This is a genomic window from Ruegeria sp. CDSA079, from assembly GCF_059612245.1.
Genome location: NZ_JBXWQF010000004.1, coordinates 140255 through 154650, shown reverse-complemented (window position 1 = coordinate 154650; position 14396 = coordinate 140255). Strand labels below are relative to the sequence as shown.

Below are 14396 nucleotides of genomic sequence, written 5' to 3'. Positions count from 1 at the left end.
CACAATGACACTCCGCCAGCTGCTTGGCACCGCTCTTTGCGCCGCAACCCTCGCAGCCTGCGCGCCGGTGGGACCGGATTTCGTGCGTCCGAACTCTCCGGTCGTGAAGCAATGGATCGAGGTGAACAACCCCGGCACCGGCCAAAGCGGCCTGACATCGCGCAGCGCACCTGTGGTGAAGTGGTGGGAGACGTTCAATGATCCGACCCTCAACAGGCTTATTGCAGAAGCTTATGCGCAAAACCTGACCCTTCAGGTTGCGGGTGCGCGCGTGTTACAGGCTCGGGCACAGTTGGGCATCGCATTTGGCGAGCTTTATCCGCAATCCCAGGCCATTGGAGGATCACTACAGCGGCGACAAATCAGTGACAATCTTGGACCCATCGCCGATATCAATCGCATCATTCCGCTGGATACCGAATTCTCAACCTCGCAAGTCGGGTTCGATGCCCAGTGGGAGCTGGATGTCTGGGGCGCGCAGCGACGCGGCGTTCAGGCCGCGCGGTCCAATCTGGCGCTTCAGGTGGCCAATTACGACGACGCGCTGGTGACGCTGACCGGGGATGTGGCTGCTCTGTACGTCAATATCCGTGCGTTGCAGGAGTCGCTGGCAGTTGCGCGCGAAAACATCAAGTTGCAGCAAGCATCTGCTGATCTGACCCAATTACGTTTCAACAATGGTGTCACGACCGAGCTGGACGTGCAGGAATCCACCGCCCTGCTCAACAACACCAAAGCCTTGGTGCCAGACCTGGAAAGTGACCTGCAACAGACCAAGAATGCCTTGGCGGTGCTGCTGGGTGTCACGCCGTCTCGGATGACAAACCTGTTGGGGAATTCCGGCCGCATCCCGTCTGCGCGGACAAATGTGGCTGTGGGTGTACCCGCTGAACTTCTGCGCCGACGCCCGGATGTGCGGGCTGCGGAATTGGCTGCTGCGACGCAATCGGCGCAGGTGGGCATTGCGATGGCGGATCTGTATCCGCAGTTTGTCCTGTCAGGCGCGATTGGTCTGCAGGCGTCAGGCGGACGTGATCTGTTCAGCGGCAACAGCGCAACCGGTCTGGCCAGTGCCGGCGTCGTCTGGAACGTGTTGAATTATGGGCGCATCAAGAACAATGTCCGCGCACAGGACGCCGCTTATCAGGCGCTGATCGCCAATTACCAGAACACCGTGCTGACCGCCTATTCCGAGGTGGAAAGCGCGATGGTCGCTTATGCGCAGGCACGCAAACAGGTTGGGTTCTATCAGCAAAGCGTGGACGCCTCGCGCAAGGCGGCTGAGATCGCGGTCAGCCAGTACACGGACGGCATTGCCAGCTATTCACGTATCCTGAACACGCAAACGGCCCTGCTGCGCTCGCAAGCCAATCTGATTGAAGCACGGCAGCAAGTTTCCAGTAATCTGGTTGCGGTTTACAAGGGGTTGGGCGGCGGCTGGCAGATCCGTCAAAACCAGGAATTTCTACCCGAAACCGTATTGGCCGAAATGGCCTATCGCACCGACTGGGGCGATCTGCTGCAGAAAACCCCAACCGGTGCCAGTCTGAACTAAGCCCTACTTGGTCAGTCCGCGCAGCCCACCTGAGATCAGGATATTGACCTCATACAAAATGCGCGGCGCAGCCAGCCCGCCGGGGCTGGCCAGATAATTCGGGCTCCATTCCGGGTCGAACTTTTGCTTGAAGCTGCGCAAGCCTTCAAAATGATAAAACTGCTCGCCATGCTCGTAGACGAACCCTCCGATCCGGTTCCAGAGCGAGGCATGTTGCCGATTTTCTATACCCGAGAACGGCGCGGCCCCCAGCGAGAACCAGTGAAAGCCCTGATCCGAGCCCCAAACCATCATCTCGGCAAACAGCGCGTCCATCACAAAGCTTGGGCTGTCTGGCTCATACCGCATCAGATCCAATGACAGCTCGGATTTGTCGCCGCCTTGGAACAGGTTGGCGAACGCCTTGATCTTGCCTGTGTTTCCATCGCGCAATACTGCATGATCGAAATACGACAGGTACTGATCGTCAAAGCCCCCTAGTGCAAATCCCTTTTCAGCCCCGGCCTTTTGCTCCAGCCAATGATCAGAAATTTCGCGCAACTCAGGCAGAACGGGTGCCAGCTTTTCCTTCGGGATGATCTCGAACACATAGCCTTCGCGTTCGGCCCTGTTCTTGGCTTGCCGGAACCGTTTGCGCGACTTTCCATCCAGCGAGAAGTCTTGCAGCGGCACCCGAGCAACCTCGCCTATTTTCAGGATCGACAGGCCAAGATCCAGAAAAGTCGGCAAGTATTTGGTCGAAACACTGTAGAACGCACACAGCTTTCCTTCACGGTCCGCCTTTTCCCGAAGCTGCCAGATCAATTGTCGGCCTGCCACCTCATCCCCCACCGGTTCCCCTTTTGAGATCACAGCGTTGCCGGTATCAGCATAGGCTATAAAGGCCGTTTCATCCGGCGAGATCAGAAATTGCTTGTCGCCGGTCAGGGATATCTGGGATTCGGTGTCCTCACTTTCCATCACCAGCCGTTCGACCACCTCGGGGATTTCAGTGCGTTGCGGTGTTGGAATCTCGCGTCCAAACAAAGAGTTTACGGCCACCACGCCGACGATTACAGCCACAACGAGGCTCGATCGCAAAAAGCGCGAGGCGTCGCCATTCCATGCAAACTCCCACCACAAAGCGTTTTGGTATTCGACGTGGGAATAAGCAAACATCCCAATCCAGAAGATGACGGCCAGCAACACCACAACGCTGATCAGCCAAGGAATGTTCAGGCGAAAGATCGATGCGCCGCTGACCCGGTAAAACGCACCACGGAACAGGGCTAAAACGCCTATCGTTCCCAACATCGACACCGCTTCGTGCGTGTCCAGGCCCTTGGCGAGCGAGGCAAAGAACCCCGCAACCATCAGCAGCATCGCCACCACCCATGCGCGGTAGAGCTTGCGGAACAAGCCGCGCGACACCAGCAACAGCAGAACACCAATGGCACTGCCCACAAGGTGCGAGGCCTCGACAAAGGACAGCGGCAGAACATCCTTCAAAACGCCAAGGTTCTGTGAACCCGCAGGCAGTGCCCCTGATACCAAAAGGATCACCCCGGCCACCGCCGCAACGCCCGCTGCAACAATGGGGACCATGGGACGGATGACCCTATACACCCAGGTTGCAGCACCGCCGATCCGGTGCCGTTGCGTCAGCGCCGATGCCACAGCAATCGACAGGCTGGCGACGGCAAACGGCAAAAAAGTATAAACCACCCGGTATAACAGCAATGCTGCTATGACATCTGACCGCCCCGACGCCCCAAGCCCCGCAATCAGCGTCGCTTCGAACACACCGATTCCGCCCGGTGCGTGGCTAAGGATACCTACGGCAATGGCGGCAACATAGATCGTGAAGAAATACGGATAGCCAACGCCCAGATCGTCGGGCATCAGGACATAAAGCACCATGGACGCGCCGAACAGATCACCGATCGCGGCCAGCGTCAGTAGGCTGGCCAGTTTCCCGCCCGGCAAATCAAAACCAACACCTGCCAATGAAAGCCGCCTGCCCCCGCTGGACAGCCAGACGAACAGGACGACCAACGCCCCCAGCAAAGAAAGCCCAATGGCGGTTTCCACCGTTGTGCTGACCGGCACCACCTTGGATATGCCGTCGGGATGCAGGGTCAATAGCAGGCCAAGGATCAAGATCAGACCCATCCAGAACGCGACCCATGAGGTCGCGATCACCCCGGCCACACGCCCCAGGTCCAGGCCAAGTGACGCATAGATCCGATACCGGATTGCGGTCCCGGTGATGTAGGAAAAGCCAAGACAATTTGATACGGCATAGCCACTGGCCCCCGCCATCCCGGCCACATGCAATGGCACTTTGCCTTCAGCTACGCTCTGCACGGCGAACACATCGTAAAGTGACAAAGAAAAGAAACTGAACCCCGTCCAGCAGAGCGCAATGAACATCAATTTCCATGACGTCGCCGCAATATCAGTCTGCACTTCTGACCATCTCACATGCGCCGACAGATCGTGCAGAACCGTCAAGGCGATGCCGGTAATGACAATGGGTATCGCGATGCGCAGCCAAGGCTTTTCCAGCAACGCCGCAATCCGTTCCGCCCAGCGCACGGCCAGAGGTTCGTCAGTTTTCTGCGAAGTGGTCATGCTGAACGTCCCTGCCTGTTTGTGAAGCCAGTCAGTCTGCTGATTACCCTGACATCATCTGCCCGGAAACTGTGGCACAAATTGTTTTCATCTCAAAGCACTAGAGCCGCCCCTTGCGCGTGGACAGCAGCAAATTCGTCTCGGACCGTGTGATGCCGTCAAAGCGGCGGATCTGGAACAGAACCTCATCCAGTTCGGCCAGGGTCTCGGTGCTGATCTCTGCGATCAGATCCCAGCTGCCGTTGGTCGAATGCACTGCCGTCACCTGCCGCAGGGCCGCTATCCGCGCCATGACACGCTCTGTCCCGCGCCCTTCAATCTCTAGCATCATCAGTCCACGCACAGGGCTTTGCGCCAGATCCCTGCGTGTCAGGATGGTGAAGCCGACGATCTCACCGGATTGTTTCAGGCGCTGCAACCTGCTGCGCACAGTGGTGCGCGTCACGCCCAGCGTTTCCGAAAGCTCGGACAGGCTGGCGCGTGCATCGCGTTGCAACGCATTGAGCAATCGGTTATCCAAATCGTCCATGCTTTCTTCCCATAAAGAACTATCAGGAACCATTTTGAGCAAATTGCAGTCTTCACGCAAGGCACTCTGACATCGTAAATGGACACATGGACATGAAAAAAATCATACTGATCGGCGCACCAATGGACGCCGGAAAGCGTCGTCAGGGATGCCGGATGGGCCCCGACGCCTATCGTGTGGCCGGGTTGCAAGAGGCTTTGACCGATCTTGGCCATTCCGTGCAGGATCAGGGCGACGTGCGCCCCGAAGAGACCGGTCTGCTCGAACATCCGCATCTGTTTGCCTTGCCAGAGTGTGTCGGCTGGACTCAGGCCCTTAGTAAAGCGGCGCAGGCAGCCGCCGGTCAGGGCGTGCCCATTTTCATGGGCGGGGACCATGCGTTGTCCATGGGCACCGTCAACGGAATGGCCGCACATGCAGCAAGGATGGATCGACCGTTGTTCGTGCTGTGGTTGGACGCCCACAGCGACTTTCACACACCAGACAGCACGGGCAGCGGCAACCTGCATGGAACGCCTGTGGCCTATTTTACCGGAAGACCCGGTTTTGACGCTTTCCCGCCCTTGCCTGTTGTGGTCCCGACGGATCGCGTCGGCATGATCGGCTTGCGCTCTGTCGACCCGGCAGAGCGTATGGCGTTGGAACAGGACCGCGCCATGCTGGCCGACATGCGCAGCATCGACGAGAATGGGATCAAAGCCCCTCTGCTGGCCTTTCTGGACCGTGTACGCGCCGAAAACGCGCTGCTTCATGTGTCGCTGGATGTTGATTTCCTCGACCCTGCCATCGCCCCGGCCGTCGGCACCACGGTCCCCGGTGGAGCGACCGAGCGCGAAGCCCATCTGGTAATGGAGCTTCTGCATGAAAGCGGGCTGGTCAGCTCACTGGATCTTGTTGAGTTGAACCCGTTTCTGGATGAAAGGGGCCGCACGGCCAAACTGATTGTCGATCTTGCTGCATCACTGATGGGCCGCCGCATATTCGACCGCCCCACCCGCAGTTTCTGATGCCGTGCTTATTGCCAGGCGAGTGAGGGAGACCCCTGTTGCTGCTGGGTGGTATCGCGCGAATGATCCCAAAGACGGGCAGCAACTTTAGACGGCTGAGAAGCGCTCTGGCCGTATTGCGCGAGGCATAGCCTCGCGCCCTTGCTACCCTGCAAGAGACGGCAGGTAGAGTACAATTCCCGGGAACGCCACGAGCATTGCGATCGTCATGGCATCAGCGATGAAGAACGGCGTCACTCCCTTGAACACGTCCTGAACGCTCAGGTCCGGGCGCACCCCGGCCACGACAAAGCAGTTCAGCCCGATAGGTGGTGTAATCAGGCAGAACTCGGCCATTTTAACCACAAGGATACCGAACCAGATGGCGCACATCGGGCCCGACATCCCAAACGCGCTGTCGGCTGCACTGACGGTCTCACCTCCGTTCAGGGCCATCACCGCAGGGTAGACAACGGGCAAGGTCAACAGCAACATCCCAATTGCATCCATGAACATGCCCAGCACAGCATAAGCCAGAAGGATACAGATCAGGATCATCATCGGTGACATCTCAAGCCCGGTAATCCAGTCGGAAAACGCTCCGGGAAGATCTGCGAAGCCAAGAAACCGCACATAGATCAGAACACCCCAGATGATTGAGAAGATCATGGCGGTCAGCTTGGCGGTTTCCAAAAGCGCGGATTTGAATTCCTTCCAACGCATTCCATGGAACAGGGCGAAACAGAACACGATGAAGGCCCCGATTGCGCCACCTTCTGTAGGGGTGCCCCACGCCTTGTCTCCGAACGGGTTGTAGACAAAGCAAATGATGATCAGGATCACGGCCACAATCGGAATGGCACCGGGCAAGGCAGCAAAGCGCTCTTTCCAGGTAAAACCCGTGACAGGCGGTCCGACGGTTTTGAAGACCACGGCAATCCCGACAATCAGCAAGCCATAAACGATTGCAGAAAACGCACCCGGTATGAATCCGGCCAGCAACAGCTTGCCGACATCCTGCTCAACGATGATGGCGTAGATCACCAGAATGGCCGAAGGCGGGATGAGCGAAGCCAGCGTTCCACCCGCAGCAACGACACCAGCCGCAAAGCGTTTGTTATACCCCACCTTCAGCATCTCTGGGATCGCTATTCGGGCAAAAACGGCTGATGTGGCAACCGATGCCCCGGATACAGCGGCAAAACCTGCGGTGGCGAAAACTGTGGACACGGCAAGCCCACCCGGAACCCAGGCCACCCAGCGTTTGGCAGCTTCGAACAAAGCGAGCGTCAGGCCAGCGTAGTAGGCCAGATAGCCAATCAGGATGAAGGTCGGGATCAGGCTAAGCGTATGAGCCGCAACCTTTGAATGTGGTACCTGCCCTGCAGTCTTGACCGCAACCGTCAAAGCTTTGCCAAACTGGTCCGGATCATATCCAAACTTGGCCCAGAAAATCCAGATGAGCCCAACCAAACCCGTCAGTCCCGCCGCAAAAGCCACGCGCATTCCGACGACGACCAGAACCAGCAGACCACCCGTGACCCAGAGGCCAATTTCAATCGTGCCCATGCTTCTAGTCCTGCCCTTCGAACTGCTCGGCCTCTGCCGCCGCTTGGGCCGCTGCATCCTGAAGAAGCGGCACCGCCACAGGGGTCTCAAGCCCCAACACAAACGCACGCCCATAGCCCCAAACCTGAAGCATCAACCGTACACACAGCACCGAAAAGGCAACGGGCGCCAACAGCTTGGCAGGCCACAAGGGAATACTGATGTCGATGGAACTGTCCCTGCTCCAGAGCGGCGCGCCAAGATCGAAGGACCGATCGAAATGGGACCAACTGCCCCACACCAGTGCCACCATCAGAACGAGGATCAGAATGACCGAGATCAGCTCGAACAGCCACAAGGCCCGACCGTGAAGCCGTGAGATGACGATGTCCATGCGAATATGCCCACCGTCGCGCTGCACAAAAGAGATACCCAGAAATGCAATCAGCGGCATCGCCTGTTCGATCCAGTCGACGTAACCGGGCAACGGCGCGTTCAGCGCGTTGCGCCCGCTGACGGAAACCACGGCCAAAACCATCAGTCCAAAAACCGCGAAACCGCTGATCAATGCAAGAAAGCGTTCAAGCTTCAACAACTGCCGGTCCAGCTGGCTCAGACGGCTTCCGTCTTCCAGCACCGTGGCTTGTCCTGCCATCCCGTGGTTCCTTGTTCTTGAAAGTGAACCGGGCACCCGGCAGGGCACCCGGTCAAATGGATCAGTTACCGCCGCGCTGCTGCTTCAGCGTGGTTTGAACCAGATCATACAGGTCTTGTGCCGGCAGCCCCTGCTCTGACATATCCGCAATCCATTTCTCGCGGATTGGATCTGCAGCTGTGGTGCGGAACTCCTCGATCACGGCATCGTCGATCATGACCTTCTGCACGCCCTTTTCCTCAAGGACGCTGTCCCACTGTTCAAGCAGGCCGCCGTAGTTTGCCAGATAGTGATCAATCGCCTCATCAATCGAGCTGTTCAACGCTTCGCGATGCTCGGCAGGTAGTGCTTCATAGGCGTCGATATTCACAACCACAGGACAGTTCACTGTGCCGGGGTTCAGGTTGGCCGTCCACCAATCGGCCTCATTGATCGTGCCAAAGGACAGGTGCGCATGCTGGGCAAAGGCAACGGTATCCACAACACCAGATTCCATTGCATTAAAGGCTTCGGTCGCAGGCACCGAAGTCGGTACACCACCCACAGCCTCAAAGGCTTGTCCCAATCCGCCGGTTGCACGAACGCGCATTCCATCAAATTCCGCCAACTGGTCACGGGGTTCGCCTGTGCCCACGATATTATACTGGGGCATGGGCGAGGTCATGATGATCCGGGCATTCCACTGCGCCATCTCATCCTTGACGGCTGGGTGGTCATACACCGCGTGACTGACGGCGACCTCTTCCTCAAGGTTGTTCACACCCAGGAACGGCAATTCCAGCACAGTGATCGCCCGATTTTTGTCGCGGTGGTAGCCAGCGCAGAACTGAGCCATCTCGAACGCCCCGATTTCGATACCATCCAGGTTTTCGCGTGGCTTGGACAAGCCTCCATAGCTGACATTGATGGTGAACTCTCCTCCGGTCTTTTCACTGACCAGTTCAGCGAGCTTTTCGACATGCTCGGTGAATGCGCGGCGTTTGCCCCAAACGGATGCATTCCACTCGGTCGCAGCAGCCTCACTTACAAACGCAAAGCTCAAGGCGGCAACAGCGGCACCGCTCAACATCTTATTCATGATTTTGTCTCCCTTTGGTGCGCCTCTTTCCGAAACGCTTGAAAAAGAAGCTAGCGCCAACATTCTGATGTGCCAACCCTCTGGATCACGCATGTGAACCCATCTGACACCAAGAAGAAGATATGGCCGGAGAGGACGCCGCTGCATCGGCGCGAAACAACGAACAGTAGACATTACAATTAAATATCTGTTTCTGAACCGTTTTTACAAATTTTTGCCTTGAAGTTTACAAAAATTGAGGCTGGGTTAAAATTTCTTTACAAACAAACCCAAAGATTACGGCAATTTATTTATTTATTTTCTGAACCCGGTAATACTCTGATCGGGGAGGAACGGGATCGACTTTGCCAAACAATCAGGCAAAAACGACCTAACGTAATCCAGTCCAGAGGGAGGAGCCTCAAAGATGACCACCGCTGCCCAGGCAGATGCCAAGACATATCCGCCATCCGCAGAAACCGTCGCCCGTGCGCATGTCGATGCCGCGAAATATTCCGACATGTATGCCGCCTCAACCTCTGACCCGGACACGTTCTGGGGCGAGCAAGGCAAGCGCGTCGACTGGATCAAACCGTTCTCGAAGGTAAAGGACGTCAATTACGACTTCGGTTCGGTCAAGATCAACTGGTATGCCGATGGCACGTTGAATGTCTCGGCCAACTGTCTGGATCGTCACCTGAAAACCCGTGGCGACCAAACTGCGATCATCTGGGAACCCGATGATCCAAACGACCCGGCCCAACATATCTCTTACGCCGAACTGCACCGCCGCACGTGCCGGATGGCCAATATCCTGGAATCGCTGGGTGTGCGGAAGGGCGACCGCGTTGTCATCTATCTGCCAATGATCCCCGAGGCCGCCTATGCCATGCTGGCCTGCGCGCGGATCGGCGCAATTCATTCCATCGTTTTCGCAGGCTTCTCGCCCGACGCTCTGGCGGCGCGCGTCAACGGTTGCGACGCCAAGGTGGTGATCACGGCAGACGAAGCGCCTCGTGGCGGTCGCAAAACTCCGCTGAAATCCAACGCCGATGCCGCCCTGCTGCATTGCAAAGACTCGGTGAAGTGTCTTGTCGTCAAGCGCACCGGTGGTCAAACCACATGGATCGACGGGCGCGATTACGACTATAATGAAATGGCGCTTGAGGCGGATGACTATTGCGCACCCGCCGAGATGAACGCGGAAGATCCCCTGTTCATTCTTTATACCTCTGGCTCGACTGGTCAGCCGAAGGGCGTTGTACATACCACTGGCGGTTATCTGGTCTATGCCGCACTGACGCATGAGATCGTTTTCGATTATCACGAAGGCGACGTGTATTGGTGCACGGCGGATGTGGGCTGGGTCACCGGCCACAGCTATATCGTCTATGGCCCTCTGGCCAATGGCGCGACGACCCTGATGTTCGAGGGCGTACCGACCTACCCTGATGCAAGCCGCTTCTGGCAGGTGTGCGAAAAGCACAAGGTGAACCAATTCTATACCGCCCCAACCGCTTTGCGCGCCCTGATGGGGCAAGGCAACGAGTGGGTTGAGAAATGCGATCTGAGCGATCTCAAGGTGCTGGGCACCGTGGGTGAGCCGATCAACCCCGAGGCCTGGAACTGGTACAACGAAGTTGTCGGTGGCGGGCGCTGTCCTATCGTTGATACCTGGTGGCAGACGGAAACCGGCGGTCACCTGATGACGCCCCTGCCCGGTGCCCATGCGATGAAACCCGGATCGGCCATGAAGCCATTCTTCGGCATTGAACCAGTGGTTCTGGACCCGCAGTCCGGTGTAGAAATCGAAGGCAACGGCGTCGAAGGCGTTCTTTGCATCAAGGACAGTTGGCCCGGCCAGATGCGCACCGTTTGGGGCGATCATGAGCGGTTCGAGAAAACCTATTTCTCGGATTATAAAGGCTACTACTTCACAGGTGACGGCTGCCGTCGCGATGAAGGTGGCGACTATTGGATTACGGGTCGCGTCGATGACGTGATCAATGTGTCCGGCCACCGTATGGGTACGGCCGAGGTGGAAAGCGCTCTGGTGGCTCATGCCGCCGTCGCTGAGGCCGCTGTTGTGGGCTATCCTCATGAAATCAAAGGGCAAGGCATCTACTGCTATGTCACTTTGATGAATGATCGTGAGCCTTCGGACGAGCTGCTGAAAGAGCTGCGCACATGGGTCCGGACAGAAATCGGCCCGATTGCCTCGCCGGATGTAATCCAGTGGGCCCCTGGCCTGCCCAAGACACGCTCGGGCAAGATCATGCGCCGGATCCTGCGCAAGATTGCCGAGAATGACTTTGGCAGCTTGGGTGACACTTCGACACTGGCGGATCCGTCGGTTGTCGAAGACCTGATCAAAAACCGTGCGAGCAAGTGAGGATGTGATGGACGCTGCCACGATCACCACACCCGCCGTTCTCATCCTTCTCGGCCCTCCGGGCGCCGGGAAGGGTACACAGGCCCGTATGCTGGAAGAGAAGTTCGGGCTGATTCAGCTGAGCACCGGCGACCTGCTGCGCGAGGCTGTCGCGGCAGGGACAGAAGCAGGTCTTGCCGCCAAAGCCGTCATGGAAGCGGGCGACCTGGTTAGTGACGACATCGTCATCGCCATTCTGCGTGACCGCATGGCTCAGACTGACTGTGCAAAAGGTGTCATTCTTGATGGCTTTCCCCGCACAACTGTCCAGGCCGAGGCGCTGGACGATCTTCTGGAGTCGAACAATCAGAAGATCAACGCCGCGATTAGCCTTGAAGTTGAAGACGCCGAAATGGTTGTCCGCATCTCGGGCCGCTACACCTGCGCCGGGTGTGGTGAAGGGTATCACGATACGTTCAAAAAGCCCGCCGAAGATGGCAAATGCGACAAGTGTGGCCACACCGAATTCAAGCGCCGCGCGGATGACAATGCCGAAACCGTAGCATCGCGGCTGGCGGCCTATCACGCGCAGACCGCGCCGCTGATCACCTATTACGAAGGCCATGGCGTGCTGCAGCGCACCAACGCCATGGGCAAGATTGAAGACATCGCGCGCGATCTGGAGGAAATCGTCGGTCGCGTAATGAACTAAGGGGAGGAGATAAGCCGTAAGGCTTTGATCCAAAAAAGAATTCTTCAATGAACCGCCGTGGCGGAACAGAGAAGTATTGCCGGGCGTCACGGGGCGTTTGGTACAATCGAGAAGCGGTCCGCGTCACTGGAGGAATTGGGCTCGGGCCGCCCAACGAGGAAGCGAAGGAGGAACCCGCAATGGCGGATCATTCAACAAACTCCGCGCAGACTGCCGAGTCCGATAAGGGCTATTGGCAGGCCAACCTGCGCCTTATCTACATCAGCCTCGTCATCTGGGCGCTGGTGTCGTTTGGATTCGGCATTCTGCTGCGTCCGTTGCTGTCGGGTATCGCCGTCGGCGGAACCGATCTGGGCTTTTGGTTCGCACAACAGGGATCGATCCTGGTCTTTTTGGTGCTGATCTTCAACTACGCCTGGCGCATGAACAAGCTGGACGCCGAATTCGGCGTAGACGAAGAATAAGGGAGAGCGGGGATTATGGATCAGTTTACCATCAACCTGCTGTTTGTTGGCGCGTCTTTCGCGTTATACATCGGCATCGCGATCTGGGCCCGAGCGGGTTCCACATCTGAATTCTACGCCGCCGGTCGCGGCATTCACCCGGTCACCAACGGCATGGCAACAGCGGCGGACTGGATGTCTGCGGCCTCGTTCATCTCGATGGCCGGCCTCATCGCCTTTACTGGCTATGACAACTCGACCTTCCTGATGGGTTGGACCGGTGGCTACGTGCTGCTGGCGCTGCTACTTGCGCCCTACCTGCGCAAGTTCGGGAAATACACCGTGTCGGAATTCATCGGCGACCGCTTCTACAGCCAAACCGCACGTATCGTTGCGGTGATCTGTCTGATTGTTGCCTCGGTAACCTACGTGATCGGTCAGATGACCGGTGTGGGCGTGGCCTTTGGCCGCTTCCTCGAGGTTTCGAACACATCCGGTCTGCTGATCGGTGCGGGCGTCGTGTTTGCCTACGCGGTGTTCGGCGGAATGAAGGGCGTGACCTATACTCAGGTCGCTCAGTACTGCGTGCTGATCACCGCCTATACCATCCCGGCGATCTTCATCTCGCTGCAGCTGACTGGCACTCCCGTTCCGGCGCTGGGTCTGTTTGGTGACACCGCCAGCGGTGAGCCCCTGCTGACCAAGCTGGACGCGATCGTGACCGAGCTGGGCTTCAACGAATACACAGCCCACCACTCGAACACGCTGAACATGGTGCTGTTCACCCTGTCGCTGATGATCGGTACTGCGGGCCTGCCCCACGTGATCATGCGCTTCTTCACCGTTCCCAAAGTATCTGACGCACGTTGGTCGGCTGGCTGGGCGCTGGTCTTCATCGCGCTGCTGTATCTGACCGCCCCTGCGGTTGGTGCCATGGCGCGTCTGAACATCAGTGACATGATGTGGCCCAACGGTGGCATCGAAGGTGGCGCTGTTTCGGTCGAAGAGATCGACAACGATCCGCGTTACGACTGGATGGCCACGTGGCAGAAAACCGGTCTGCTCGACTGGGAAGACAAGAACGGCGACGGCAAGATCCAGTACTACAACGACAAGTCCGAAGCCATGACTGCTATCGCGGAAGAAAAAGGCTGGGTCGGTAACGAGTTGACCAAATTCAACCGTGACATCCTGGTTCTGGCCAACCCCGAGATTGCCAACCTTCCGGGTTGGGTGATCGGTCTGGTCGCTGCTGGTGGTCTTGCGGCTGCTCTGTCAACCGCTGCGGGCCTGTTGCTGGCGATCTCGTCGGCAGTGTCCCACGACCTTGTCAAAGGTGCGATCAACCCGCAAATCTCTGAAAAGGGTGAACTGCTGGCCGCTCGTATCGCAATGGCCGTTGCCATCGTTGTTGCAACCTATCTGGGTCTGAACCCACCGGGCTTTGCGGCGCAAACCGTGGCACTTGCCTTTGGTCTGGCGGCAGCCTCGATCTTCCCGGCGCTGATGATGGGGATCTTCTCGACCCGCATCAACAACACCGGTGCGGTTGCTGGTATGCTGGCTGGTCTGACGGTCACTCTGGTCTACATCTTCCTGCACAAGGGCTGGCTGTTCATTCCGGGCACCAACTCGTTCACCGATGCTGACCCACTGCTGGGCCCGATCAAGTCGACCTCGTTCGGTGCAATCGGTGCGATGATCAACTTTGGTGTGGCCTACGTTGTCGCGGGCATGACCAAAGAGACCCCGCAGGAGATCAAGGATCTGGTCGAAAGCGTACGCATTCCCCGTGGTGCGGGCGCAGCTCAGAATAAGTGAGCTTGATGCGGTCGTTGGTTCTTGCCTTCGATCGCGTCTTTCGATCCACTGTTCCCGCCCGGCACACCACTGGGCGGGATTTTTTCACCAGAACACCGGAGACAAC

At 57.7% G+C, this 14396-nt stretch carries 11 protein-coding genes; 6 read left to right on the top strand and 5 right to left on the bottom strand.

The window, feature by feature from the left end; all coding sequences use genetic code 11:
• The first annotated feature begins 4 nt into the window (after positions 1-4).
• Complete coding sequence (locus AC2FJZ_RS05865; protein ID WP_496776485.1) at positions 5-1555, top strand: efflux transporter outer membrane subunit; 1551 nt, start codon at positions 5-7, stop codon at positions 1553-1555.
• A 3-nt stretch (positions 1556-1558) separates the two neighbouring features.
• Here the strand turns inward: AC2FJZ_RS05865 and mprF are convergent, their stop codons facing one another.
• A complete protein-coding gene (gene mprF / locus AC2FJZ_RS05860; RefSeq protein ID WP_496776483.1) occupies positions 1559-4168 on the bottom strand; it encodes a bifunctional lysylphosphatidylglycerol flippase/synthetase MprF in 2610 nt (869 codons plus the stop codon).
• Positions 4169-4268: 100 nt separating this feature from the next.
• Positions 4269-4697 (bottom strand): Lrp/AsnC family transcriptional regulator, encoded by a 429-nt coding sequence (locus AC2FJZ_RS05855; RefSeq protein ID WP_050603592.1) that lies wholly within the window; start codon positions 4695-4697, stop codon positions 4269-4271.
• 86 nt (positions 4698-4783) lie between these two features.
• Here AC2FJZ_RS05855 and rocF point away from each other — a divergent pair, with 86 nt between their 5' ends.
• Positions 4784-5704, top strand: a complete 921-nt coding sequence (gene rocF, locus AC2FJZ_RS05850) for an arginase (protein ID WP_496776481.1) — start codon at positions 4784-4786, stop codon at positions 5702-5704.
• Positions 5705-5848: 144 nt separating this feature from the next.
• Here the strand turns inward: rocF and AC2FJZ_RS05845 are convergent, their stop codons facing one another.
• From AC2FJZ_RS05845 to dctP, 3 genes are all read right to left on the bottom strand, one after another.
• Positions 5849-7252, bottom strand: a complete 1404-nt coding sequence (locus tag AC2FJZ_RS05845) for a TRAP transporter large permease (protein WP_496672620.1) — start codon at positions 7250-7252, stop codon at positions 5849-5851.
• A 4-nt stretch (positions 7253-7256) separates the two neighbouring features.
• Positions 7257-7886 (bottom strand): TRAP transporter small permease, encoded by a 630-nt coding sequence (locus AC2FJZ_RS05840; RefSeq protein WP_496672622.1) that lies wholly within the window; start codon positions 7884-7886, stop codon positions 7257-7259.
• 61 nt (positions 7887-7947) lie between these two features.
• The gene (gene dctP, locus AC2FJZ_RS05835; protein ID WP_496776479.1) at positions 7948-8964 is read right to left on the bottom strand and encodes a TRAP transporter substrate-binding protein DctP; all 1017 of its coding nucleotides are present in this window, start codon (positions 8962-8964) and stop codon (positions 7948-7950) included.
• A gap of 406 nt (positions 8965-9370) precedes the next feature.
• On the opposite strand from dctP, the gene acs reads away from it, so the two are divergent.
• The 4 genes from acs (at position 9371) to AC2FJZ_RS05815 (ending at position 14290) form a co-directional block, all read left to right on the top strand.
• A complete protein-coding gene (acs, locus tag AC2FJZ_RS05830; protein ID WP_496776477.1) occupies positions 9371-11335 on the top strand; it encodes an acetate--CoA ligase in 1965 nt (654 codons plus the stop codon).
• A gap of 7 nt (positions 11336-11342) precedes the next feature.
• Positions 11343-12026: an adenylate kinase gene (locus tag AC2FJZ_RS05825; RefSeq protein WP_496776475.1), complete on the top strand. Its 684-nt coding sequence runs from the start codon at positions 11343-11345 to the stop codon at positions 12024-12026.
• Positions 12027-12205: 179 nt separating this feature from the next.
• Complete coding sequence (locus AC2FJZ_RS05820; RefSeq protein WP_050603598.1) at positions 12206-12490, top strand: DUF4212 domain-containing protein; 285 nt, start codon at positions 12206-12208, stop codon at positions 12488-12490.
• A gap of 15 nt (positions 12491-12505) precedes the next feature.
• On the top strand, positions 12506-14290 hold the full coding sequence (locus AC2FJZ_RS05815) for a sodium:solute symporter family protein (protein WP_050603599.1): 1785 nt from the start codon (positions 12506-12508) through the stop codon (positions 14288-14290).
• Positions 14291-14396 lie beyond the last annotated feature (106 nt).

Coding starts and splice junctions, on each gene's coding strand:
- rocF (WP_496776481.1), top strand. CDS start 4,784: ATGGACATGAAAAAAATCATACTGATCGGCGCACCAATGGACGCCGGA.
- acs (WP_496776477.1), top strand. CDS start 9,371: ATGACCACCGCTGCCCAGGCAGATGCCAAGACATATCCGCCATCCGCA.
- AC2FJZ_RS05820 (WP_050603598.1), top strand. CDS start 12,206: ATGGCGGATCATTCAACAAACTCCGCGCAGACTGCCGAGTCCGATAAG.
- AC2FJZ_RS05845 (WP_496672620.1), bottom strand. CDS start 7,252: ATGGGCACGATTGAAATTGGCCTCTGGGTCACGGGTGGTCTGCTGGTT.
- AC2FJZ_RS05825 (WP_496776475.1), top strand. CDS start 11,343: ATGGACGCTGCCACGATCACCACACCCGCCGTTCTCATCCTTCTCGGC.
- AC2FJZ_RS05815 (WP_050603599.1), top strand. CDS start 12,506: ATGGATCAGTTTACCATCAACCTGCTGTTTGTTGGCGCGTCTTTCGCG.
- mprF (WP_496776483.1), bottom strand. CDS start 4,168: ATGACCACTTCGCAGAAAACTGACGAACCTCTGGCCGTGCGCTGGGCG.
- AC2FJZ_RS05855 (WP_050603592.1), bottom strand. CDS start 4,697: ATGGACGATTTGGATAACCGATTGCTCAATGCGTTGCAACGCGATGCA.
- dctP (WP_496776479.1), bottom strand. CDS start 8,964: ATGAATAAGATGTTGAGCGGTGCCGCTGTTGCCGCCTTGAGCTTTGCG.
- AC2FJZ_RS05840 (WP_496672622.1), bottom strand. CDS start 7,886: ATGGCAGGACAAGCCACGGTGCTGGAAGACGGAAGCCGTCTGAGCCAG.
- AC2FJZ_RS05865 (WP_496776485.1), top strand. CDS start 5: ATGACACTCCGCCAGCTGCTTGGCACCGCTCTTTGCGCCGCAACCCTC.